Source organism: Mycolicibacterium sp. ND9-15, assembly GCF_035918395.1.
Lineage (GTDB): Bacteria > Actinomycetota > Actinomycetes > Mycobacteriales > Mycobacteriaceae > Mycobacterium.
The window spans coordinates 349,980-373,154 of sequence record NZ_CP142362.1 but is presented as its reverse complement, the minus strand read 5'-3'; the positions used below and the strand labels follow the sequence as shown (position 1 = coordinate 373,154).

Below are 23,175 nucleotides of genomic sequence, written 5' to 3'. Positions count from 1 at the left end.
TTATCGGCAACCGCGTCAGATCAGTGGTTGCCGTTGGACCGCGCGAGGTCGTCGTCGCACTCGATCGTGTGATCGAAAGCCTTGGCACGTTCCTCGGCTTCGGGGCTGCCGGAGAACATCCCCGCCGCGACGCGTTTGGTCTCGCCGGCGACTTCGCGGTCGGTCTGCGCTTCCGGAGCGGGCGCCGCAGGTTCGATGCGCTGAATGGGCACCACGCCGCCGGTGCGCTGCACCCAGTCGACCATTCCCTCGCGCACCGCGCACTGCAGATCGAACAGTGCGCCGGCGTTGCGCGCGCTGACGACGATGCGCACCCGCACCACACCGGCGACCGCGTTGGTCACCTGCAGCACGCCGCGTCGGCCGTCCCAGAGCTCGCTTTCGCCGAGCAGCCGGTCGAGCTCGGCGCGCATGTCGTTGAACGGGACCGAGAAGTCGACGTCGAACTCGACCGCGCCCATGATCTCGGTGGCGCTGCGAGTCCAGTTCTCGAACGGCTCGGTGGTGAAGTAGGTGGACGGCAGCACCAGCCGGCGCTCGTCCCAGAGCCGCACGACGACGTAGGTCAGCGTGATCTCCTCGATGCGGCCCCACCACTGACCGTTTTCGAGCTGCACGATGTCGCCGACGCGGATCGCGCCGGAGAACGCGATCTGCATCCCCGCGAAGACCGCGCCAAGTGACGTCTGCGCGGCGAGACCGGCGACCACCGACAACACACCGGCGGAGGCGAACACCGTGGTGCCGATGTCGGAGAACCTCGGGAACGTCATCAGAATCGCGGCCCCGCCGAGGATGACGACAAGCGCGATCGCGAGCCTGCGCAGCACCGTGACCTGGGTCCGCACCCGTCGCCAGCGCCGGTCGGCGTCGGAGATCTCCTCACCACCCCCGCCGTAGCGGGCGATCATTCGCCGTTCGGCCACGCGGACCAGGCCGGTGAGAAGCCAGGTGATCGACGCGATCATCAGGATCAGCAGCCAGTGGTCTACCCAATCGCGCCACGAGTCGGCGGTGTCCGAGGTCCGTCGCACCGCGAACGTCGCCGCGATCACCATCAGCAGCATGCGCACGGGCTTGCGGGTGAGCACCTCGATGTCCTTGATCAAGGCGCTACGCCGGCTGACCCTGGCCATCAGCCAGGTCAGCGCCACCCCGAACACGTACACGGCGGCGATCGCTCCGACGGCCCAGGCCGCGGTCACGGCGATGTTGCTTGCGGTCTGCAGTTCGGTCTCGTCCGGCATGGGGATGGGGTCAGCTCCACGAATCGGGGTCAGGTCCTCTGCGCGACGGTAGCGGCGATACCGCCGGCCGTCACATCGCGATCGCGGGTGTCGACGCGGATTCGGCCCTCTCACAAGCACAATTGGCATGGCAGTGGTGCGCGACACAGGTGGCCGTCGGTTCGTCATCCGAGCCGGGCGTGTCATGGCGGGCGCTGTCCCGCAGGGCGGCTAAGCTCTCGAACAAGTGTTCACAGAAGGGCCTGACGTGCGGGTGATGGGAGTCGACCCCGGGTTGACGCGCTGCGGTCTGTCCGTCATCGAGGGCGGCGCGGGCCGGCAGGTGATCGCGCTCGATGTCGATGTGGTGCGCACCCCGTCCGGCGATCCGCTGCACCGGCGACTGCTGACGATCAGCGACACGGTCGAGTACTGGATGGACACCCACAAACCCGACGTGATCGCGATCGAGCGGGTGTTCTCCCAGCAGAACGTCTCGACCGTGATGGGCACCGCGCAGGCAGGCGGCGTGATCGCGCTCGCCGCGGCCCGACGCGACATCGACGTGCATTTTCACACTCCGAGCGAGGTCAAGGCGGCGGTCACCGGCAACGGCAACGCCGACAAGGCTCAGGTGACCGCGATGGTGACCAGAATCCTCGAGCTGCAGACCAAACCGACACCAGCGGACGCCGCCGACGCGTTGGCGCTGGCGATATGCCATTGCTGGCGGGCTCCGATGATCGCCCGGATGGCCGCGGCGGAGACGCTGGCCGCCGAACAACAACGCAAATACCAGGCGACGCTCAAGGCGAAAACGAAGGCGGCACGATGATCGCATCTGTTCGCGGCGAGGTTCTCGACATCGCACTCGACCACGTCGTGATCGAAGCGGCCGGCGTGGGCTACAAGGTGATGGCGACCCCGTCGACGCTGGCCACACTGCGGCGCGGCACCGAGGCCCGGTTGATCACCGCGATGATCGTGCGCGAAGACTCTCAGACGCTGTACGGCTTCGCCGATGCCGACGCTCGGGATTTGTTTCTCACGCTGCTCGGGGTGTCCGGCATCGGGCCGAGCATCGCGCTCGGGGCGTTGGCGATGTACGACGGAACGACCCTGCGCCAGGCCATCGGTGACGGCGACATCACCGCGCTGACCCGGATCCCCAAGGTGGGCAAGAAGACCGCCGAGCTGATGGCGTTGAGCCTGCGCGACAAGGTGGGCGCGAGTTCACCGGCCGGCAGCCTGACGGCGAACGGCCATTCGGTTCGTGGCCCCGTGGTGGAAGCGCTCGTCGGGCTGGGGTTCGCGGCCAAGCAGGCCGAGGAGGCCACGGACAAGGTGCTGGCCAATGACCCCGAGGCCACCCAGTCGACCGCACTGCGGTCGGCGCTGTCGATGTTGGGCAACAAATGAGCCGGTTCACCGACGACGAGGGTGAGCCCGAGGACCGTGAGGTCTCCCCGGCGCTGACGGTCGGCGAGGGCGACATCGATGCCAGCCTGCGTCCGCGGTCGCTGCGGGAGTTCATCGGCCAGCCCCGAGTGCGCGAGCAACTGCAGCTGGTCATCGAGGGCGCCAAGAACCGCGGCGGCACACCGGATCACATCCTGCTGTCGGGGCCACCCGGCCTGGGTAAGACGTCGCTTGCGATGATCATCGCCGCGGAACTCGGGTCGTCGCTGCGGGTCACCTCCGGGCCGGCATTGGAGCGCGCCGGCGACCTCGCGGCGATGTTGTCCAACCTCGTCGAGCATGACGTGCTGTTCATCGACGAGATCCACCGCATCGCCCGGCCGGCCGAGGAGATGCTTTATCTCGCGATGGAAGACTTCCGCGTCGACGTCGTGGTCGGGAAAGGCCCTGGAGCCACATCGATTCCGTTGGATGTCGCCCCTTTCACGCTGGTGGGGGCCACCACCCGCTCGGGTGCGCTGACGGGTCCGTTGCGCGACCGGTTCGGTTTCACCGCCCACATGGATTTCTACGAACCCACCGAACTCGAGCGGGTGTTGGCGCGCTCGGCGGGGATTCTCGGCATCGAGTTGGGCGCCGAAGCAGGAGCCGAGATCGCGCGCCGGTCGCGGGGCACGCCGCGCATCGCGAACCGGCTGCTGCGCCGGGTCCGCGACTACGCGGAAGTGCGCGCCGACGGCGTGATCACACGCGATATCGCCAAGGCGGCGCTCGAGGTCTACGACGTCGACGAGCTCGGGCTCGACCGTCTCGACCGGGCCGTGTTGTCCGCGCTGATACGCAGTTTCGGCGGTGGGCCGGTCGGGGTCTCGACGCTGGCAGTCGCGGTCGGGGAGGAGGCGGCCACCGTGGAAGAGGTGTGCGAGCCGTTCCTCGTGCGCGCCGGGATGATCGCCCGCACACCCCGTGGGCGCGTGGCCACCGCGCAAGCCTGGACGCACCTCGGCCTGACGCCGCCGAGCGGCGTCAGCGGTCTCGGGCAGGCGGGTTTGTTCGACTGAGGAGGACCTATGGGAAGCGGCACGATCAGGCTGGGTGGATTGCTCGGCGTGGCCTCCGCCGCGGTCATCGTGCCCGCGTATGTTGTCGGATCACCGGAGACGCCGAAAGACGCCGACGGCTTGCAGGCCTACTTCGACAGCGCCGCAACGTTTCTCACCCTCAACGGCACGCTGGCCGCTTTGCATCTCCTGTTCGGCCTACTGTTTCTCGGGGTGTTGGTGTCGATGCTGCGGTCGGCGGCCGGACCCACCGGTGCGGTGTACACCGCGGTACTCGGCGCGGCGGTTTTCGTCGCCCTGACCGCTGCCGGATTGGCTGCCGAGGTCGCCGTCCCGGCGGCCATCGTGCGGTTCGACGACCCCATGACGAATTATTCTCAACCATTCTTCGGTCTGGCGGTGTGGCTGTACCACTACAGCCATATCGGTTCGGCCGCCTTGATTTTCGCCACCACTTACATCGTGTGGCGCACCGGCGTGCTGCCGAAGTGGTCGGCAACGCTGGCGCTGCTCGGTGTGCCCGCGTTGTCCCACATCTGGATCGGGCTGCCCGGCGCGTACAGCGTGATCGTGTGGATCGCATTGACGGGGCTGCTCATGCTGGCGATACCGCCGGTCGTTCGAGTGGAAAGCGTAGGGGCATAATGGGGTTCGCCGGTTTGTTCTTTGCGGGCCTCGCGGCGCTCCTGCATGTCTACATCTGGGTGATGGAGTCGCTGACGTGGACGTCGCCGCGTACCAGGGCGACATTCGGCCTCACCGAAGAAGAGGCGTCGGCCACCAAAGAGTTGGCCTTCAACCAGGGCTTCTACAACCTGTTTCTGGCCATCATCACAATTGCCGGAATCGTGATCGGCGGCATCGGCGACAACTGGGCGGGCCTCGCGCTCGTCTTCGCCGGTGTCGGGTCGATGCTGGCGGCAGCGCTGGTGCTGTTGCTGTCCTCCCCGGACAAGGCGCGCGCCGCCATTACACAGGGAATCTTTCCGCTGATCGCCATAGTGCTGCTGGGAGTGGCCGTCGCGCTGTAGTGCGGCCGCGTCCCCAACAAGCCGCTCGCGCTCCTCGCCGGTGCGTCGGCGGTGTCGTGTTCGAGCCGATTAGGTCCAACTTCGGCCAAGCGCCGGTTACGCAGCCGTCAACGTGGGTAATCACCGAACGACCAAGGAGGCATCATGACCGATACGCGTGTATCGCCCCGAGGTGGGCGGATGCGAATGCCGCGCAGCCGCGGTGCTGCAAGCGGATTCCTGCTGATCTTGTTGGGCGCATGGGGCGCGCTGGCGCCGTTCATCGGACCGTTGTTCAACTTCGCTTACAGCCCGGACCAGGCGTGGACGTGGACGACCGGGCGAGGCTGGCTGGAAGTGCTGCCGGGTGCGGTGGTCGCGCTGGGTGGGCTGCTGCTGCTGATGTCGCGCAACCGTGCGACGGCGATGTTCGGTGGATGGCTCGCCGTGGCCGGTGGCGCGTGGTTCATCGTCGGCCGCGCGTTGGCTGGGCCGCTGGGTATCGGCGACGCCGGTGTGCCCGTCGCCGCCACCGAAGCCAAGCACGTCGCGCTGGAGTTGACGTACTTCTACGGCCTCGGCGCACTGATCGTGTTCCTCGGGGCGGCGGCGCTGGGGCGTATCTCGGTACGTAGCGTGCGCGACGTCGAGTGGGCGGATCGGCCGGTGGCTGCGGGTGCAGTCGCGGAACAGCCCACGGTGACCGAACCCGAGGCTGGACACGCCGCGGTGGCAGAGCATCCCGCGACGACGGAGCAGCCGGCGACGACGGCTGGGCAGCCCGCGATGGCCGAGCAGCGGACCGAGGTCATCGGGCCCACGGCCGAAACCGCGCAACCGCGGCGTCGCGGCTTGCTTGACAGGTTCCGCTCGCGCGGTCGCGGTGGTGGCCGCCTCGCGCACCGCTAGCACGCAGAGGAACGAAGTGCTCCGACGCTGTTCGGGGCACTTCGTATGTCAATGGCGGCCTGCCTCCTGGGCGAGTTGAACTCTCGATCTGACATCCAGCTTGTCGTAGATGTGACGCAGATGAGACTGAACGGTGCGCGGGGAGACGAACATGTGTGTGCCGATGTCTTTGTTCGACAGTCCATCGCGCACCAGGCCGGCGACCTGAAGCTCGGTAGGGGTGAGAGCCTCCCACCCGGATGACGGGCGTTTGCGTTCTCCGCGGCCGCGCAGCGCGTATGCGATCGCGTCATCGGTGGACATGGCCTCGCCTTCGGCCCAGGCGGCTTCGAAGTCGTCATCGCCCATCGTATTTCGCAGCCCATCAACGAAAGCCTCGTGCTCGGGATCGAAGGCCTTGAACCGGACCATGCACATTCGCCGGCGCGCGCCATCCGCCGCGCCGAAGAGCCGCGCTGCGTCACGGTGGCGATCCGCGCGACAGGCTAGACCGGCGATGCATTCGAGTATGTCGGGGATGGTGAGTCGCCCGTCGACAGTCACGGCAAGTGTGAGCGCCGCGTAGGCGTCGGCCTCGGCCTGGATGAGGTTGTCCAGCGTGAGATGGACGCGGGCGCGCGTGGTCAGTGCGGTCGACAGCCACCAGCCCTTCACGGCGGGCACCGCCTCGTCCAGCCACCGAAGCGCGGTGGCCGACTCGCCTGACACCATGGCAATCTGGGCCAGGAACGCCCTGTTGGTCATCGCTGCCGGCGGATTGATCGGGGCGGTGAGTCCGTCTTGCGCTGCCTGCCACGCCGTTTCGCAATCCCCGTCTGCCAGGCACGCCATAGCGAACATGACGTAGGCGCCCTGGTCGAACACCCCACCGATATCAGCGCAGGCTTGAATGGCCGCTCTGCCTGCCGAACGTGCACCGGAGCAGTCGCCGTTCCAGGCGCGCAGGGTCGTCTCGTTCATCAAACCGATCGCGATGTTCACCGGATCGTGCACAGCAGTGGCCTCGGCGATGAATTGCGAGTTCTGCGCAAGGGCGCCCACCAGATCCCCGCGAAGAGCCTGCATGTTCAACAGGACCCAGCGGCACTGCCGCGCGTTGAAGCGGTCCCCGATCGCCTCGGCGATGTCGCGCCCTTCCGTTGCAACCGGTTGGATCGAAGGGAGGTCGCCCACCATGAACTCGCCATAAGCCTGACGGCTGAGGATCTGGCTCAGCCGCCACGAATCGCCCAGTGCGCGAGCCATTCCGATCGCCTCGTCGAAATACGGTCGCGACAGCTCAGGATCGTGGGCCGTGATGCAGGCACATGCGGTGAGCGCTCGGGTCGTCAGCGCTGGATCCTCTTCAGCGCGTGCGATCTCCAGCGCCTCAATCGCTTGGTCGAGGCTGGCACTGATATCAACCCAAGAGTTCAACGCCGCCGTGTCGGCGAGGGCGAGCGCACGCACCCTGGCGGGGCATCTCGATTGGTCGCCATCGCGATTCGTCAGCGCGGACGCGAGCCAGGCGAGACCCTCGACGAAGCGACCGCGGGCCAGCCACAGCGGCTGCAATGACGACGCCAATTCGACGGTTCCGGTGATATCGCCGTACTCGTGACACCAGGTGAACGCCGACCGCAGGTTGTCGATCTCGAGTTCGGCTTGTTCGATGAGTTGCTCGTAGTCGTCGCGTGCGGCCGTGTCCAAGCGGCGCGCGAGCGATGTGAAATAGGCACAGTGCCGACTCCGTACAGTGTCCGCTTCGCCGGACTCGCTCAGCTTCTCGAGCGCGAACTGTCGAACGGTCTCGAGAAGTCGGTATCGGGTTGGACCGCTCGCATTCTCGGCCACGACGAGCGACTTGTCGACGAGCAGGCTCAACTGGTCGAGTACCTGGAAGCGCTCCACCGCCGTAGCCACCGCGACCGCTTGCGCCGCGGGGAGGTCGAACCCGCCCATGAACACCGCCAACCGTCGGAACAGCACGCGCTCCGGTTCGGTCAACAGCGCATGAGACCAGTCCACCGAAGCACGTAGAGTCTGCTGTCGTCGCACCGCCGTGCGGGCCCCGCCGGTCAGCAACCGGAATCGGTCGTGCAAGCTGTCGGCGATCTCCTTGACCGACAACGCCCGCACCCGCGCCGCCGCCAGTTCGATCGCCAACGGCATACCGTCCAAGCGACGACAGATCTCGGTTACGATCGCGGAATTGTCCTCGCCGACAATGAAGTCCGGCCGAGCTCGATGTGCTCGATCGGCGAACAACTCGACGGCCTCATCGGCGAGCGATAACGACGGCACACTCCAGTTCAATTCACCGGGAACCAGTAGTGGCTCGCGACTGGTCGCCAGAACCGTCACACTCGAACACCCGGCCAGAATCTCGCTGACGAGCGTGGCGCAGGGCTCCAGCAGATGTTCGCAGTTGTCGAGCACCAACAGCAGGTGGCGGTCACGGATGTGGGCCTGCAGCGTGTCGCTGATCGAGCGGCCCGGCTGGTCAGGCAATCCGAGGGCGCGCGCGACTGCAACGGGAACCACTTCGGGATGAGTTATCGGTGCGAGGTCGACATACCAGCCGCCGTCGCGGAAATGCGGCGAAACCTTTGCCGCTATCTCGATGGCGAGGCGCGTCTTGCCCGCGCCCCCGGTGCCGGTCAGGGTGACCAGTCGGTTGCCGGCGAGGATGGAGCGGAGGTCGGCGATCTGCGCCTCGCGGCCGATGAAGGTCGTCAACGGTGTCGGGAGGTGTTGTGTACCAACATTTGACGGGGCACGAAGGGGAGCGAACTCGTTCGTCAAATCGCTGTGACACAGCTGAATGACGTGAACCGGCTTGGGCAGGTCGCGTAGCGGGTGGCTGCCGAGGTCGGTCAGCCAGGCGCCGTTCGGCAGGCCGTCCTCGACCAGTTCTGCAGTCACGGCGGACATCACGGTTTGGCCGCCGTGGGCGAGGTCGCGTAGGCGAGCGGTCTTGTTGATGGTGCGTCCGGCGTAGTTGCCCTCGTCGCGGAGTTGGACATCACCGGTGTGTACTCCGATGCGCAGTTTGACGAGGCCCAGATCCGCCCCCTGCAGCGCGAGGGCGCATTGCACCGCATCGCGCGCGTGGGTGAACGCGACCACGAAGCTGTCACCCTCGCCCTGTTCGACCGGTCGGATCCCGTGATATTCCGCGACGCGGGCATCGACGGTGTTGTTGAGATCGGCAATGGCTTCCGTCATCGCAGCGGACCGGGTTTCCCAAAGCCGGGTCGAGCCCTCGACGTCGGCGAGCAACAGCGTGACCGTTCCGGTCGGAAGCAGCTCGGCCATGGCAACCTCGCTCGACTCAGCTGTGCTCATCGTGCCAGCATGGGGCGATCGATATCGGCGAAACATCCGCCATTTGGCGCATGTCGACCGAATGTCCCTGGCGCCGAGCTCGCTGGCAGGTGACGTGGGTCTCCAGCCGTTGCTGATGCGACGAGTTTCACCGCGTCGCTGTGACCTGCATGACTGACCGTGCCCCGCACCGAAGCTAGCCTGGCTATCTAATCTCATGCGAAGTACGCCGTCTGGCCGATGTTCCGTGCTCGGCGGCGTCCGATAGTCGACGTATCACGATTTCTCAGGAGGCCGACCATGCCCGACAGGCCTAACATCACCGATTCGATTGTGGCGCGCCAATGTTCGGCCGCCGCGTTGTGTGAAGCGTTCGGCTTCCCGGAACAGGATTGGCCGATGTTCGCCCGATGGGCCGCCGGTCCGATGACGCCGCGAGACGAGGAGACGCTGTACCAATACGTTGATGTCATGATCGCCGAGCGTTGCTGCAAGCCCACCGAGGACCTGTTGTCTCACCTGATCGACCTCGAGGTCGGCGGGGCCGAACTGACCGTCGACGACATTCACCGCTTCGTCGCCACGCTGGTGACCAACACTCCCGTCGCCTGAGCGATTTGTGGAGTCGCACCGGCGGTCAGCGCCGTGTTCTGTTCGGGGACATCGCTGACAGTTGTATGTCTCGGGACATCGCTGACACTTGAGTAGGGCCTGGGCCAGGATGGCTCATGGCTCAGAAGGTGACGGCGATGGACATTCGGATGGCTTCGGCGTTGGCCGGCCAGGTCGACAACGTGGCGCAGTTCTGCCGGGACAGCGCGATCAGTCGACAGACGTATTACAAGTTCCGCAAGCGTTTCCGTGACGGTGGGATCGAGGGTCTGCAGGATCGGTCGCGGCGTCCGCTGACTTCGCCGGGGCAGACCCCGGTCGAGGTGGAAGACCTGATCGTGTTGCGGCGTAAGCAGTTGATCGAGGATGGCCGCGATCACGGTGCACAGTCGATCGTGTGGTCGTTGCAGCGCGAGGGTATCGCGGTGCCGTCAGTGTCGACGGTGTGGCAGATCTTGACCCGTCGCGGGGCGATCGTCCCGCAGCCACAGAAGCGGCCGAAGTCGGCGACCAAACGGTTTTGCTTCGATCGGCCCAACGAGTGTTGGCAGTCCGATTGGACCGGATGGACGCTGGCCGACGGCAGCGCGGTGGGCATCGCGGGCAGTCTCGACGACCACTCCCGGTATGTGGTGGGTTTGCGCGCGGGCGCCGGTGACGCGGACGCCGAGCTTGTCTGGGAGGTGATGCTGGCAGGCATCGACGAGTGCGGGATACCATCGATGTCGTTGTCGGACAACGGAATCGTCTACACTGGCCGGTTCCACGCGCATGAATCAGCTTTCGAGGTCAATCTGCGCGCTCTCGGGGTGCGGACCATCAACTCGACGCCGTTTCACCCGCAGACCTGCGGCAAGATCGAGCGGTTCTGGCAGACGCTGAAGAAGTGGCTGTCTGCCCGCGATCCGGCGGCTACTGTCGAGGAACTCAACGCCCTGCTCGAGCAGTTCCGCACCTATTACAACCACCAACGGCCGCACCGCGCGCTACGTGGCGCCACCCCGGCCGAGGCATTCAGCGCCACCGTCATGGCCCGCCCCGCCGAGCGTCCACTGCCCGCACCGGTGTTCGTCAGCCGCCGCACCGTCGGAGAGAAGTCGGGACACGTGTTCGTCGCGCCCTACAAGGTCAACGTCGGGCTGCGCTGGGCCGGCCACGACTGCGATGTCATCCGCGACGGCGAGCACATCACCATCTTCAGCGGCAACCGACTCGTGCGCACTCTCACTGCCGATCCCACACGCAACTACCAGTCCATCGACAAGACCACCCGCACCTATCGCACCCGCGAGCCCAAACCGGCATCATGAGTGTCAGCGATGTCCCGAGACATAAGTGTCAACGATGTCCCGAGACACCACACGGCGGTCAGCGCCGCTAACACTCCACAGATCGCACGTAGTTACCCCGTGTACGCCATGACGTGCTTGATGCGGGTGTAGTCCTCGAACCCGTACATCGACAGGTCCTTGCCGTGGCCCGACGACTTGAACCCGCGATGCGGCATCCTGGCCGAGTTCCCCTCCAGCACCCGTGCGGCGCCGGCGAAGAATGGATCTGGTCGACCATTGGCGGGACCTCTTCAGCCGTGGTGACGCGGTTGGGCTCACGGGGCCGGAACAGCACCGATTCGGTTGATAACGCAGGCGCACTGTGGCGTGATTCTTAGCCATCACGGATAGCTGCGACGGAATCCGTGGCGCTGGACAACACCGGGCCGTGACGCCGCACCGTGAGCCGCGCTGATTCGGGCCTTGATCTCGGTGGGCTCATCGCCCTGGCCGCTCGCAATGGCACACTGGTCACTTATGGGCGCGGCCCGACCGTCGCTGCGCCGCGACCACAAGAACTAACGAAAGACTTTGTTGCCATGGATCTCGTCGTCTTCCTTCCCCTCCTCATCGTGCTGGGCGCGTTCATGTTCTTCGCGTCGCGGCGCCAGAAGAAAGCGATGCAAGCCACCATTGACCTGCACAATTCGCTTCAGATCGGCGACCGCGTGCACACCACCTCGGGTCTCGTCGGAACCATCACCGGCATCGCGGACGACGATGTCGAGCTCGAGATCGCGCCGGGCGTCATCACTACCTGGATGAAGCTCGCGGTGCGCGACCGCATCACCGACGACGAGTTCGACGATGTCGAGCCCGAGTCGACCGCCACCGAGCTCACCGAAAGCCCGACCACCAAGACTGACGGCTGAGATCTCAGCTAGAGCCCGTACTCTTTGCGGTGCTGACGAACTGATCTCGAGGAGACCTGACAAAACGTGGCATCGTCTTCGACGCCGGTGCGTCCTGCCCGCTACCTGTTGCTGTTCATGGCGTTGCTGGTCGGCGCCTACTGTCTGGTCTTTCTGACCGGAGACAAGAAGCCCGAGCCCAAACTCGGTATTGATCTGCAGGGCGGCACCCGCGTCACCCTGACCGCACGCACCCCCGATGGGTCGCCGCCCACCCGCGACGCCTTGAACCAGGCACAGCAGATCATCAACGACCGAGTCAACGGGCTCGGGGTATCCGGTTCCGAAGTGATCATCGACGGCAGCAACCTTGTCATCACGGTGCCTGGCAGCGAGAGCAGCGAGGCCCGCAACCTGGGCCAGACGGCGCGGCTCTACATCCGGCCGGTCGTGCACGTCATGCCCGCCGAGGCGCCGGGTGAACAACCACCGGCAGCGGGACCGCCCGGAATGCCACCGGGCGGCCCCATGCCCGGAATGCCGCCGGGCACCCCGATGATGCCCGGAATGCCGGGCGCCGATCAGCCACCCGCCCCGCCCGCCGGTGAGCAACCGCCCGCGGAACCGGTCGTGCCGCCGGCCGCGCAGCCGCGCCCCTATCCGCAGGAACCGCCCGCGCAACCGGCGCCGGAGCCCCCTCCCACTCCTGCGCCGCCCACCCCCGGCGAGCCCGCGCCACCGCCGGCGCCGGCCAAGCCCCCCTCGCTCGAGGACATCCCGCTGGCGCAACGCATCGCCGACGAAAAGCAGTTGCGACAGAGCACCGACCAGCAGATCCAGATCTTGGCCCTGCAGTTCCAAGCCACCCGCTGCCACGAGGACGACGTCCTCGCCGGCAACGACGATCCGAACCTTCCGCTGATCACCTGCTCGGCCGACGGCACCGAGGTGTATCTGCTGGACAAGTCGATCATCAACGGTGAGCAGATCGACAACGCCACCTCCGGCCTCGACCAGCAGCGCGGTGAATACGTCGTCGATCTCCAGTTCAAGAGCGAGGGAGCGAAGACCTGGGCGGACTTCACCGCCGCCAACGTCGGCACCCAGACCGCATTCGTCCTCGACTCGAAGGTGATGAGCGCCCCCGAAATCCGGGAGGCGATCCCCGGCGGACGCACCCAGATCAGCGGCCACTTCACCCAGCAGACCGCGCGCGAACTGGCCAACGTATTGAAGTACGGCTCCCTGCCGCTGTCGTTCGAGTCATCGGAGGCCGAAACCGTCTCGGCCACATTGGGTTTGTCGTCGCTTCGGGCGGGCTTGATCGCCGGCGCGGTCGGGTTGGCGCTGGTGCTGGCGTACTCGCTGCTCTACTACCGGATGTTGGGCGTGCTGACCGCGCTGTCGCTGGTCGCCTCCGGCGCAATGGTTTACGCGATTCTCGTGCTGCTCGGCAGATGGATCGGCTACACGCTCGACCTCGCCGGTATCGCGGGTCTGATCATCGGTATCGGTATGACGGCCGACTCGTTCGTGGTGTTCTTCGAACGCATCAAAGACGAGATCCGCGAGGGTCGTTCGTTCCGCTCGGCCGTGCCGCGCGGCTGGGCGAGGGCGCGCAAGACGATCGTGTCCGGCAACGCGGTGACGCTCCTTGCCGCGGTGGTGCTTTACATCCTCGCCGTGGGCCAGGTCAAGGGCTTCGCGTTCACGTTGGGTCTCACCACGATTCTCGACGTCGTCGTGGTCTTCCTGGTGACGTGGCCGCTGGTGTATCTGGCGTCGAAGTCGCCAACACTGGCCAAGCCTTCGCTGAACGGACTCGGTGCCGTGCAACAGATCGCCAGGGAGCGACGAGCAGCCGCACACGCGATGGGACGGGAATAACACATGGCGGCCAAGCACTCATCGGATGAACAGCAGAGCAGTGCAGTGGAGGCGCCCGACCTCGAGTCTGCCGCGCCGCAGCACGGCTTCTTCGTCCGGCTCTACACCGGCACGGGTGCGTTCGAGGTCGTCGGTAAGCGCAAGCTGTGGTACGCGGTCAGCGGTCTCATCGTGGCCGTGTGTCTGGCCAGCATGCTGTTGCGCGGCTTCACCTTCGGCATCGACTTCGAAGGCGGCACCAAGGTGTCGATGCCGACCGCGACCGAGTCCGGCACCGTGACCACCCAGCAGGTCGAGGACGTCTTCAGCAGGACACTGGGCAAGAGCCCGGAGTCGGTGGTCGTCGTCGGCAGCGGCGGCTCGGCCACCGTGCAGATCCGCTCCGAGACATTGACCAACGACGAGACGGAAGAACTGCGCACCGCTCTGTTCGACGAGTTCAAACCGAAGGGTTCGGACGGGCAGCCGAGCGAGCAGGCCATCAGCGATTCCGCGGTGTCGGAGACGTGGGGTGGCCAGATCACCCAGAAGGCGTTGATGGCCCTGGTGGTGTTTGTGGTGCTGGCGACGCTCTACATCATGCTGCGCTACGAGCGCTATATGTCGATCGCGGCGATGGCGACGCTGTTGTTCGACCTCGTGGTCACGGCCGGCGTGTACTCGATCGTCGGGTTCGAGGTCACCCCGGCGACCGTGATCGGCCTGCTCACGATTCTCGGGTTCTCGCTGTACGACACCGTCATTGTGTTCGACAAGGTGGAGGAGAACACCCACGGCTTCGAACACACCACCCGGCGCACCTTCGCCGAGCAGGCCAACCTTGCGGTGAACCAGACCTTCATGCGGTCCATCAACACCAGCCTGATCTCCGTACTGCCGATCGTGGCTCTGATGGTGGTGGCGGTGTGGCTGCTGGGTGTGGGCACGCTGATGGATCTGGCGCTGGTGCAGTTGGTCGGCGTCATCGTAGGCACCTACTCGTCCATCTTCTTCGCCACTCCGCTGTTGGTGTCGCTGCGAGAGCGCACCGACTTGGTGCGCAACCACACCCGCCGGGTGATGAACCGCCGCCAGGGGGCGGCAGCGAGAGCCGCTCAAGCAGAGGAAGCGACCGGCGGCGAACCGGAGACCGTCGCCGCCACCGCCACGGCGCGCGCCGATACCGCCGCGCGGACCGACGCAGCGCCGCCCCCGGACAAACCTGCGCCTGGTGCGCGTCCGCTGCGGCCGTCCAGCAGCCGGACCGGACGCCCGTCGGGTAAGCGCGGCACCCGGCGGCGGTAGGCACGATGGAGGCCCGCAAGCGGGCGGGCGCCCAGCCCGCGAGGGAATCGAATCCGATACGGCGTTGCGGCGTGCTGGCGGCCGCTCTGGTGCTCGCCGCGGGTCTGGCGTCGGCGTGTACGCCGAGCCCGGCCGACAGCATCGACTACGCCGTCGACGGCACGCTGAGCACCTACAACACCAACACCGTCGCCGGCGCCGCTTCGGCCGGCCCGCAGGCGTTCGCGCGGGTGCTGACCGGATTCAACTACCACGGCCCCGACGGGCAGATCGTCGGCGATCACGACTTCGGAACGATCTCCGTCGTCGGCAGGCAACCCCTGGTGCTCGACTACGAGGTCAACGCCAACGCGGTCTATTCCGACGGCAAGCCGATCACCTGCGACGACCTCGTGTTGGCGTGGGCGTCGCAGTCCGGCCGGTTCCCTACGTTCGACGCCGCCAATCGTGGCGGTTACAGCGATATCGCCTCCGTGGACTGCACGCCTGGGCAGAAGAAGGCGCGGGTGTCGTTCGCCCCGGATCGCGGGTTCGTCGATTTCGGGCAGCTGTTCTCCGCGACGTCGCTGATGCCGTCGCACGTCATCGCCGATCAGCTGGGCCTGGGCGACGGCGGGGTCACCAGAGCGATTTTGGACAACGACGGCCCGGCGGTGGAGCGCATAGCGCAGGTCTGGAACACCGGCTGGACGCTCAAACCCGACCTGGACATGAAGAGGTTCCCGTCGTCGGGTCCCTACAAACTCGATGCGGTGACCGACGACGGTGCGGTCGTGCTGGTCGCCAACGACAAGTGGTGGGGTGCCAAACCCGTCACCGAGACGGTAACCGTGTGGCCCCGCGGCGCCGACATCCAGGAGCGCGTCAACCAGGGCTCCTACGACGTCGTCGACATCGCCACCGGATCGTCGGGGACCCTCAACATGCCCGATGACTTCGTGCGGACCGACGCCCCGTCGGCGGGCATCCAACAGCTCATCTTCGCCCCGCGAGGCCCGATGGCCGCCCCGCCGGCGCGCCGCGCGCTGGCCCTGTGCACGCCGCGCGACGTGATTGCCCGCAACGCCGAGCAGCCCATCGCCAATTCGCGGCTCAACCCCGCGACGCAGGACGCCTACAGTGCGTCCGAGGGTGGCGCGGAAGCCGGGCAGTTCGTCGCCGCCAACGCCGACGCGGCCAGGGCCGCGCTCAACGCGCGACCGTTGACCGTTCGCGTCGGCTATCAGAGTCCCAATGCGCGGCTGGCCGCCGCCGTCGGCGCGATCGCGAAGGCCTGTGCGCCCGCGGGCATCACCGTGCAGGACGCGGCGGGCGACGCCGTTGGGCCATTGTCGTTGCGTGACAACGTGATCGATGTGCTGCTCGCCAGCACGGGCGGTGCGGCGGGCAGCGGATCGTCCGGGTCGTCGGCGATGGACGCGTACCAGTTCCACACGGGCAACGGCAACAACCTGCCGCGCTACTCCAATCCACAGATCGACCGGGTCGTCTCGACGATGGCCATCACCAACGACCCCAAGGAAATGGCCCGGCTGCTCGGTGAGGGCGGCCCGGTGTTGTGGGCCGATATGCCGACGTTGCCCCTGTACCGGCAGCAGCGCACGGTGCTGACGTCGAAGAAGATGTTCGCCGTCAGCAGCAACCCGACCCGGTGGGGCGCGGGCTGGAACATGGACCGCTGGGTGCTCGACCAGTGAGTGCCGGACCGGGCGGGTCGGCGGGGACCATCTCGGCTCTGATCGCGGCGATGATGCGCGAGGTGCCCGACTTCCCCGAACCCGGGATCGCGTTCAAGGACCTCACCCCGATTCTGGCCGACGCGCACGGGTTGGCCACGGTCACCGATGCGCTCGCTGAGATGTCCGGCGGAGCCGACCTGGTCGCGGGAATCGACGCGCGCGGGTTCCTGCTCGGTGCGGCGGTCGCCTTGCGGCTGGGCACGGGCGTCTTGGCGATCCGCAAGGGCGGCAAGCTGCCGCCGCCGGTGTACAGCGAGACCTATGCGCTCGAATACGGCACCGCGACGCTGGAGATCCCCGCCGACGGCATCGATCTCGGGGGCCGCGACGTGCTGATCATCGACGATGTGCTGGCCACCGGCGGAACAGCCGCCGCCGCCGTCAAGTTGCTGCAGCATGCGGGCGCGACGGTGACGGGCGCCGCGGTGCTGCTCGAACTGACCGCGCTCGGCGGTCGCCGGCTACTCGAGCCGTTGCCGGTCACCTCACTGCATCGGGCCTGAGGGATATCCTCGAAGTCGGGGTGCGGGCAGGTAGCGCGTGACGAGGAGGTGAGCATGGCCGAAGAACCCGGCACGGGCCAGGCCGTGCAGTCGCCGCCGCCGGCAGCGCAGATGCCCGAGACGCAGCCTGTGGAAACGCCGAAAGCCCCGGCAAGCGCGTCGCGTCGGGTGCGCGCCCGGTTGGCACGCCGGATGACGTCGCAACGCAGCGCGATCAACCCGGTCCTCGAACCGCTCGTCGCGGTCCACAAAGAGATCTACCCGAAGGCCAATTTGCAGTTGTTGCAGCGCGCCTACGAAGTCGCCGAAGAGCGCCACGCCGATCAGCTACGCCGCTCGGGCGACCCCTACATCACCCATCCGCTGGCGGTGGCCAACATCCTGGCCGAACTCGGTATGGACACCACCACGTTGATCGCGGCGCTGCTCCACGACACGGTCGAGGACACCGGGTACACGCTGGAGGCGCTGACCGAGGAGTTCGGCACCGAGGTCGGCCACCTCGTCGACGGCGTCACCAAGCTGGACAAGGTCGCGCTGGGTACGGCCGCCGAGGGCGAGACCATCCGCAAGATGATCATCGCGATGGCGCGCGACGCCCGCGTACTGGTGATCAAGGTCGCCGACCGGCTGCACAACATGCGCACCATGCGATTCCTTCCGCCGGAGAAGCAAGCCCGCAAGGCCCGTGAAACGCTGGAAGTCATTGCGCCGCTGGCGCATCGGCTGGGCATGGCCACGGTCAAGTGGGAGCTCGAGGACTTGGCGTTCGCCATCCTGTATCCGAAGAAGTACGAGGAGATCGTGCGCCTGGTCGCCGACCGTGCGCCGTCGCGCGACATCTACCTGGCCAAGGTGCGCGCCGAGATCAACGCGACGTTGAACGCCTCGAAGATCAACGCGATCGTGGAGGGCCGGCCCAAGCACTACTGGTCGATCTACCAGAAGATGATCGTCAAGGGTCGGGACTTCGACGACATCCACGACCTGGTCGGCGTGCGCATCCTGTGCGACGAGATCCGGGATTGTTATGCCGCGCTCGGCGTCGTCCACTCGCTGTGGCAGCCGATGGCGGGGCGGTTCAAGGATTACATCGCCCAACCGCGATACGGCGTCTACCAGTCGTTGCACACCACCGTTGTGGGACCCGAGGGCAAACCGCTGGAAGTACAGATTCGCACTCACGACATGCACAAGACCGCCGAACTGGGCATCGCCGCGCACTGGCGCTACAAGGAAACCAAGGGCCGCAACCCCGTTCCGAGCCAGCACTCGTCGGCCGAGATCGACGACATGGCCTGGATGCGACAGCTTCTCGACTGGCAGCGGGAGGCCGCCGACCCCGGTGAGTTCCTGGAGTCGCTGCGCTACGACCTTGCGGTGCAAGAGATCTTCGTCTTCACCCCCAAGGGCGACGTCATCACGCTGCCCACCGGGTCGACGCCCGTCGACTTCGCCTATGCGGTGCACACCGAGGTCGGCCACCGCTGTATCGGCGCCCGGGTGAACGGCCGCCTCGTCGCTTTGGAGCGCAAGCTCGAAAACGGGGAAGTGGTCGAGGTTTTCACGTCGAAAGCGCCCAACGCCGGCCCGTCCCGCGACTGGCAGACCTTTGTGGTCTCGCCGCGCGCGAAGGCCAAGATCCGGCAGTGGTTCGCCAAGGAGCGCCGCGAGGAGGCGCTCGAGGCGGGTAAGGACGCGATCGCACGCGAGGTTCGGCGAGGTGGACTTCCGTTGCAGCGGTTGATGAACGCGGAGTCGATGGGGGCGCTGGCCCGCGAGCTGCGGTATGTCGACGTCTCCGCGCTCTACACCGCGGTGGGCGAGGGTCATGTCTCGGCGCGGCATGTGGTGCAGCGGTTGGTCGCCCAGTTCGGCGAGGACGAGGAGGCCTCCGACGAACTAGCCGAGCGATCCACGCCCGCGACGATGCCGGTGCGTCACCGCACCAGCGACGACGTCGGGGTGGCTGTGCCCGGCGCTCCCGGCGTGCTGACCAAACTGGCCAAGTGCTGCACCCCGGTGCCCGGCGACAACATCATGGGCTTCGTCACCCGCGGCGGAGGAGTCAGCGTGCACCGCACGGACTGCACGAATGCCGCGTCGCTGCAGGAGCAATCGGAGCGCATCATCGACGTGAAATGGGCGCCGTCGCCGTCGTCGGTGTTCCTGGTCGCCATCCAGGTCGAGGCGCTGGACCGGCACCGGCTGTTGTCCGATGTGACCCGGGTGCTCGCCGATGAGAAGGTCAACATCCTGTCCGCGTCGGTGACGACATCCAACGACCGGGTGGCGATCAGCCGGTTCACCTTCGAGATGGGCGACCCCAAACATCTCGGTCATGTGCTCAACGTGGTGCGCAATGTGGAGGGTGTGTACGACGTCTACCGGGTGACTTCTGCGGCGTGAGCCGCGATTGGGCAGAAGCGGCGTGAGCCGCGATTGGGCAGAAGCGGCGTGAGCCGCGATTGGGCAGAAGCGGCGTGAGCCGCGATTGGGCAGAAGCGGCGTGAGCCGCGATTGGGCAGAAGCGGCGTGAGCCGCGATTGGGCAGAAGCGGCGTGAGCAAATGTGTTCAAGCCCGTCAATTTTCCTCAGGTCTGCGATACTGCGACGATGCGGCGCGGTCTGCTCGTCCTTCTCGTCTCGCTCGGCGTCGTGGTCGTCGGCTGCAGTTCCACGATCAAGCCGGAAGGCGCCGCGCAGTCCGTCGTCGACCTCGTCTCCGAGCAGACCGGGTTCAAACCCACCGACGTCAAGTGTCCCGAAAATGTCGAGGCCAAAGAAGGTACTCGGTTCGAGTGCACGTTCACTGGACCGGAAGGCGCGGAGTACACCGCGAACATGCGGGTGACCAAGGTCGAGGGCGACGACGTCGAGTTCTACATCGAGACCGCGCCGAGCAAGTAGCCGGTCAGTCCAGCAGGATCGACTTCACCGTGACCGGAGTGGCCGGTGCGCTGTCGTCGCCGCCCCCGGCAACCCCGGCCGCAGCGATCTTGTCCAGCGTGGCCAGGCCTGTCTCGTCGATCGTGCCGAACACGGTGTAGTTCGGCGGCAGCTTCGAGTCCTGATAGACGAGGAAGAACTGGCTGCCGTTGGTGTCCCGGCCGGCATTGGCCATGGCGAGGGTGCCGCGCGGATAGAGCACCGGTTCCCTCAGTTTCGGGTCGTCGGGCTGGTACTGGTTGGTCGGATACTCGTTGGCGAACGAATAACCTGGGGTGCCGGTCCCCTCACCGGCCGGGTCGCCGCACTGCAACACCTTCAGTTGTTCGGCGGTGGTCAGCCTGTGACACGGGGTGTTGTCGAAGTAGCCTTGCTGGGCGAGGCTGGCGAAGCTGTTCACCGTGCACGGCGCCTTGCCGTTGTCCAACAGCAGGCCGATGTTGCCCTGGTCGGTGGACATACTGGCACTGACCTCGGCGGGATCGGTGGGCACTTTGCCGGTGCGCGGCGGGTTGACCTGCTTGCTGGCCTTCTCCGCCGACGCCGGGTACTGGCAGTTCTCGCCGAGACCGGCCGGCGCGGTGAACGGGGGCAGCGCCCCCGGTGCGCCCGGCGCGGCCGAGGGCGTGGTGGTTGTCTCGGTTGCGGTCGCGGTCTCGCCGCCGGAGTCACGGTTGATGACGACGATCGCGATGACGGCGGCGATCACGACGACCGCGGCCGCGACCGAGCCGATGATCGTGTACAGGCGCCGCTTGCGGGCCTTTTCGGCGCGGTGTTCCATCTGCCGCTCGAGTTTGCGCTTCGCTGTCGCCCGCCGCTGTTCGTTGGTCGGCACCGCCGGTGTCCTCCTCGTGTCGATCGATCGGGAACGAGTGTGCCAGGCATCGCTGAGTGTGGCGCTGCGACCCACGCCATCGCGGGATGGGAAACTGGAGGTCGTGTTCATCACCGCGTTTCCGGCCGGCATGCTGGCGTGCAACTGCTACGTGCTGGCCCCACGGGCCGGGGCCGACGCCGTCGTCGTCGACCCCGGTCAGAGGGCGATGGGGCCGCTGCGCCGAATCCTCGACGAGAACCGCCTGACACCGGCCGCGGTGCTGCTGACGCACGGCCACATCGACCACATCTGGTCCGCCCAGAAGGTCGCCGACATGTACGGCTGCCCGGCCTATATCCATCCCGAGGACCGCTTCATGCTGACCGATCCGATCAAGGATTTCGGGCGGGGCTTGATCGGGGGGCTGGCTAGCTCCGCGTTCGGGGCGCTGTTCCGCGAGCCGAAGCAGGTCGTCGAACTCGACAGGGATGGCGACAAGGTCGAACTGGGCGGCATCACTGTCACCGTCGACCACACGCCGGGCCACACGCGCGGATCGGTGGTCTTTCGTGTCGACTCGGCCATCGGGCCGGGTCCCGGATCGGTGGCACTCACGGGCGATACCCTGTTCCAGCAGTCGGTTGGCCGCACAGACCTGCCGGGCGGCAGCGGCCGGGACCTGCTCGGCTCGATCGTCAACAAACTGTTGGTGCTCGACGACGACACCGTGGTACTACCGGGACACGGCCCGACGACCACGATCGGTGCCGAACGTCGTACCAACCCGTTCCTCGAAGGCTTGACCAAGTGAGCTCCAGTGAGTGAATTTCAGGCGCCCAAGGGTGTCCCTGACTATCTGCCGCCCGACTCGGCGCAGTTCGTCGGCGTCCGCGACGGTCTGCTCGCCACTGCCCGGCGCGCCGGTTACGGCGACATCGAACTGCCCATCTTCGAGGACACCGCGTTGTTCGCTCGCGGGGTCGGCGAGTCCACCGATGTGGTGTCGAAGGAGATGTACACGTTCTCCGACCGTGGTGACCGGTCGGTCACACTGCGGCCCGAGGGCACCGCGGGCGTGATCCGCGCCGTCATCGAGCACGGCCTGGACCGCGGGCCGCTGCCGGTCAAGCTGTGCTACGCCGGGCCGTTCTTCCGGTACGAACGCCCGCAGGCCGGCCGCTACCGCCAGTTGCAGCAGGTGGGAGTCGAGGCGATCGGGGTCGACGACCCGGCGCTGGACGCGGAGGTGATCGCGATCGCCGATGCCGGATTCCGATCGCTGGGGCTTGACGGCTTCCGGCTGGAGATCACCTCGCTCGGCGACGACACTTGCCGACCGCAATACCGAGAACTGTTGCAGGAGTTCTTGTTCAAGCTCGACCTCGATGAGGAAACGCAGCGGCGCGTTCGGTTGAACCCACTGCGGGTGCTCGATGACAAGCGGCCCGCGGTGCGCGAGATGACCGCCGATGCGCCGGTGATGTTGGACCACCTCTCCGATGTCGCCAAGCAGCACTTCGACAGTGTGCTGGCGCATCTCGACGCGCTCGGGGTGCCCTACGTCATCAACCCGCGCATGGTGCGCGGGCTGGACTACTACACCAAGACGACGTTCGAGTTCGTGCACGACGGCCTGGGCGCGCAATCCGGTATCGGCGGCGGCGGGCGTTACGACGGGTTGATGGCGCAGCTCGGCGGAAAAGACCTGTCCGGCATCGGGTTCGGGCTCGGCGTCGACCGGACGATGTTGGCGCTGCAGGCCGAAGGAAAGAAGGTCGGTGGGACGGCGCGCGTCGACGTCTTCGGTGTTCCGCTAGGGGAGCAGGCCAAGACGAAGTTGGCGGTGCTGGGCGCGCGACTGCGGGCGGCCGGTGTGCGGGTCGACCTCTCCTACGGCAACCGCGGCATCAAGGGTGCGATGCGCGCCGCGGATCGTTCGGGTGCGTCGCTTGCGCTGGTGGCCGGTGACCGCGACATCGAGGCGGGCACCATCGCAGTGAAGAACCTCGCAACGGGTGACCAGACGGATGTCCCGGTTGACGACGTGCTGGCCGAAGTCCTCACTCGGCTCAACCGCGCCTAACGTTTGGCTTGCGCGAGCGCGCGTGTTTGCACACGACGCGCCACGCATTCCCCGGAGATTGCGCACGCTCGTGGACGGACGAGCGTGCGCAACTGCGGTGTTGCCGAACATGACCCGCGCGAGTAAGGCGGTCAAACCGGCAATGTGATTTCCGTCGGCGCTCGGCCGCGGTCGATCAGTAATAC

20 protein-coding genes are annotated in these 23,175 nt (G+C 66.6%); 17 read left to right on the top strand and 3 right to left on the bottom strand.

Features of this window, described 5'->3' with window-relative positions:
• Nucleotides 1-20: 20 nt before the first annotated feature.
• Nucleotides 21-1,247: a mechanosensitive ion channel family protein gene (locus QGN32_RS01780; RefSeq protein WP_326546976.1), complete on the bottom strand. Its 1,227-nt coding sequence runs from the start codon at nucleotides 1,245-1,247 to the stop codon at nucleotides 21-23.
• Nucleotides 1,248-1,494: 247 nt separating this feature from the next.
• Here QGN32_RS01780 and ruvC point away from each other — a divergent pair, with 247 nt between their 5' ends.
• The 6 genes from ruvC to QGN32_RS01750 all read left to right on the top strand — a co-directional run bounded on the left by ruvC (nucleotide 1,495) and on the right by QGN32_RS01750 (nucleotide 5,625).
• Nucleotides 1,495-2,061 (top strand): crossover junction endodeoxyribonuclease RuvC, encoded by a 567-nt coding sequence (gene ruvC / locus QGN32_RS01775; RefSeq protein WP_326548883.1) that lies wholly within the window; start codon nucleotides 1,495-1,497, stop codon nucleotides 2,059-2,061.
• The gene (gene ruvA / locus QGN32_RS01770; RefSeq protein ID WP_326546975.1) at nucleotides 2,058-2,645 is read left to right on the top strand and encodes a Holliday junction branch migration protein RuvA; all 588 of its coding nucleotides are present in this window, start codon (nucleotides 2,058-2,060) and stop codon (nucleotides 2,643-2,645) included. The genes ruvC and ruvA overlap by 4 nt, the downstream gene beginning before the upstream one ends.
• Entirely contained in the window at nucleotides 2,642-3,706 is a 1,065-nt protein-coding gene (gene ruvB / locus QGN32_RS01765; protein WP_326546974.1) for a Holliday junction branch migration DNA helicase RuvB, read from the top strand. Before ruvA ends, ruvB begins: the two co-directional genes overlap by 4 nt.
• Before the next feature lie 9 nt (nucleotides 3,707-3,715).
• Nucleotides 3,716-4,351: a hypothetical protein gene (locus tag QGN32_RS01760; RefSeq protein WP_326546973.1), complete on the top strand. Its 636-nt coding sequence runs from the start codon at nucleotides 3,716-3,718 to the stop codon at nucleotides 4,349-4,351.
• Nucleotides 4,351-4,737, top strand: a complete 387-nt coding sequence (locus QGN32_RS01755; protein ID WP_326546972.1) for a DUF1304 domain-containing protein — start codon at nucleotides 4,351-4,353, stop codon at nucleotides 4,735-4,737. Before QGN32_RS01760 ends, QGN32_RS01755 begins: the two co-directional genes overlap by 1 nt.
• 144 nt (nucleotides 4,738-4,881) lie before the next feature.
• Complete coding sequence (locus QGN32_RS01750) at nucleotides 4,882-5,625, top strand: hypothetical protein (RefSeq protein ID WP_326546971.1); 744 nt, start codon at nucleotides 4,882-4,884, stop codon at nucleotides 5,623-5,625.
• A 48-nt stretch (nucleotides 5,626-5,673) separates the two neighbouring features.
• On the opposite strand, the gene QGN32_RS01745 is transcribed toward QGN32_RS01750, so the two are convergent.
• Nucleotides 5,674-8,952, bottom strand: a complete 3,279-nt coding sequence (locus tag QGN32_RS01745) for a LuxR C-terminal-related transcriptional regulator (protein WP_326546970.1) — start codon at nucleotides 8,950-8,952, stop codon at nucleotides 5,674-5,676.
• A 279-nt stretch (nucleotides 8,953-9,231) separates the two neighbouring features.
• Here QGN32_RS01745 and QGN32_RS01740 point away from each other — a divergent pair, with 279 nt between their 5' ends.
• The 9 genes from QGN32_RS01740 to QGN32_RS01700 all read left to right on the top strand — a co-directional run bounded on the left by QGN32_RS01740 (nucleotide 9,232) and on the right by QGN32_RS01700 (nucleotide 20,048).
• A complete protein-coding gene (locus tag QGN32_RS01740; protein WP_326546969.1) occupies nucleotides 9,232-9,543 on the top strand; it encodes a hypothetical protein in 312 nt (103 codons plus the stop codon).
• Between the two features lie 116 nt (nucleotides 9,544-9,659).
• Nucleotides 9,660-10,853: an integrase core domain-containing protein gene (locus tag QGN32_RS01735; protein WP_326545936.1), complete on the top strand. Its 1,194-nt coding sequence runs from the start codon at nucleotides 9,660-9,662 to the stop codon at nucleotides 10,851-10,853.
• Between the two features lie 560 nt (nucleotides 10,854-11,413).
• Complete coding sequence (gene yajC, locus QGN32_RS01730) at nucleotides 11,414-11,746, top strand: preprotein translocase subunit YajC (RefSeq protein ID WP_326546968.1); 333 nt, start codon at nucleotides 11,414-11,416, stop codon at nucleotides 11,744-11,746.
• Nucleotides 11,747-11,812: 66 nt separating this feature from the next.
• Nucleotides 11,813-13,612: a protein translocase subunit SecD gene (gene secD, locus QGN32_RS01725; RefSeq protein ID WP_326546967.1), complete on the top strand. Its 1,800-nt coding sequence runs from the start codon at nucleotides 11,813-11,815 to the stop codon at nucleotides 13,610-13,612.
• Nucleotides 13,613-13,615: 3 nt separating this feature from the next.
• A complete protein-coding gene (gene secF / locus QGN32_RS01720; protein ID WP_326546966.1) occupies nucleotides 13,616-14,896 on the top strand; it encodes a protein translocase subunit SecF in 1,281 nt (426 codons plus the stop codon).
• 5 nt (nucleotides 14,897-14,901) lie between these two features.
• Nucleotides 14,902-16,593 (top strand): ABC transporter substrate-binding protein, encoded by a 1,692-nt coding sequence (locus QGN32_RS01715; protein ID WP_326546965.1) that lies wholly within the window; start codon nucleotides 14,902-14,904, stop codon nucleotides 16,591-16,593.
• Between the two features lie 50 nt (nucleotides 16,594-16,643).
• Entirely contained in the window at nucleotides 16,644-17,138 is a 495-nt protein-coding gene (locus tag QGN32_RS01710; RefSeq protein ID WP_326548882.1) for an adenine phosphoribosyltransferase, read from the top strand.
• 54 nt (nucleotides 17,139-17,192) lie between these two features.
• Nucleotides 17,193-19,547 (top strand): RelA/SpoT family protein, encoded by a 2,355-nt coding sequence (locus QGN32_RS01705; RefSeq protein WP_326546964.1) that lies wholly within the window; start codon nucleotides 17,193-17,195, stop codon nucleotides 19,545-19,547.
• Between the two features lie 207 nt (nucleotides 19,548-19,754).
• Nucleotides 19,755-20,048: a DUF4333 domain-containing protein gene (locus QGN32_RS01700; protein ID WP_326546963.1), complete on the top strand. Its 294-nt coding sequence runs from the start codon at nucleotides 19,755-19,757 to the stop codon at nucleotides 20,046-20,048.
• 4 nt (nucleotides 20,049-20,052) lie between these two features.
• Here the strand turns inward: QGN32_RS01700 and QGN32_RS01695 are convergent, their stop codons facing one another.
• Nucleotides 20,053-20,925, bottom strand: coding sequence for a peptidylprolyl isomerase (locus QGN32_RS01695; RefSeq protein ID WP_326546962.1), 873 nt, complete (start codon nucleotides 20,923-20,925; stop codon nucleotides 20,053-20,055).
• A gap of 103 nt (nucleotides 20,926-21,028) precedes the next feature.
• Here QGN32_RS01695 and QGN32_RS01690 point away from each other — a divergent pair, with 103 nt between their 5' ends.
• Both QGN32_RS01690 and hisS read left to right on the top strand, forming a co-directional pair.
• Nucleotides 21,029-21,718 (top strand): MBL fold metallo-hydrolase, encoded by a 690-nt coding sequence (locus QGN32_RS01690; protein ID WP_326546961.1) that lies wholly within the window; start codon nucleotides 21,029-21,031, stop codon nucleotides 21,716-21,718.
• 6 nt (nucleotides 21,719-21,724) lie between these two features.
• Nucleotides 21,725-22,990 carry a histidine--tRNA ligase gene (hisS, locus tag QGN32_RS01685; RefSeq protein WP_326546960.1) on the top strand — a complete coding sequence of 422 codons (1,266 nt, stop codon included), beginning with the start codon at nucleotides 21,725-21,727 and terminating at the stop codon, nucleotides 22,988-22,990.
• The last annotated feature ends 185 nt before the right edge of the window (nucleotides 22,991-23,175 follow it).

Coding starts and splice junctions, on each gene's coding strand:
- QGN32_RS01780 (WP_326546976.1), bottom strand. CDS start 1,247: ATGCCGGACGAGACCGAACTGCAGACCGCAAGCAACATCGCCGTGACC.
- QGN32_RS01740 (WP_326546969.1), top strand. CDS start 9,232: ATGCCCGACAGGCCTAACATCACCGATTCGATTGTGGCGCGCCAATGT.
- secF (WP_326546966.1), top strand. CDS start 13,616: ATGGCGGCCAAGCACTCATCGGATGAACAGCAGAGCAGTGCAGTGGAG.
- QGN32_RS01710 (WP_326548882.1), top strand. CDS start 16,644: ATGATGCGCGAGGTGCCCGACTTCCCCGAACCCGGGATCGCGTTCAAG.
- QGN32_RS01700 (WP_326546963.1), top strand. CDS start 19,755: ATGCGGCGCGGTCTGCTCGTCCTTCTCGTCTCGCTCGGCGTCGTGGTC.
- QGN32_RS01755 (WP_326546972.1), top strand. CDS start 4,351: ATGGGGTTCGCCGGTTTGTTCTTTGCGGGCCTCGCGGCGCTCCTGCAT.
- QGN32_RS01735 (WP_326545936.1), top strand. CDS start 9,660: ATGGCTCAGAAGGTGACGGCGATGGACATTCGGATGGCTTCGGCGTTG.
- QGN32_RS01715 (WP_326546965.1), top strand. CDS start 14,902: ATGGAGGCCCGCAAGCGGGCGGGCGCCCAGCCCGCGAGGGAATCGAAT.
- QGN32_RS01750 (WP_326546971.1), top strand. CDS start 4,882: ATGACCGATACGCGTGTATCGCCCCGAGGTGGGCGGATGCGAATGCCG.
- QGN32_RS01760 (WP_326546973.1), top strand. CDS start 3,716: ATGGGAAGCGGCACGATCAGGCTGGGTGGATTGCTCGGCGTGGCCTCC.
- QGN32_RS01745 (WP_326546970.1), bottom strand. CDS start 8,952: ATGAGCACAGCTGAGTCGAGCGAGGTTGCCATGGCCGAGCTGCTTCCG.
- ruvB (WP_326546974.1), top strand. CDS start 2,642: ATGAGCCGGTTCACCGACGACGAGGGTGAGCCCGAGGACCGTGAGGTC.
- QGN32_RS01705 (WP_326546964.1), top strand. CDS start 17,193: ATGGCCGAAGAACCCGGCACGGGCCAGGCCGTGCAGTCGCCGCCGCCG.
- yajC (WP_326546968.1), top strand. CDS start 11,414: ATGGATCTCGTCGTCTTCCTTCCCCTCCTCATCGTGCTGGGCGCGTTC.
- ruvA (WP_326546975.1), top strand. CDS start 2,058: ATGATCGCATCTGTTCGCGGCGAGGTTCTCGACATCGCACTCGACCAC.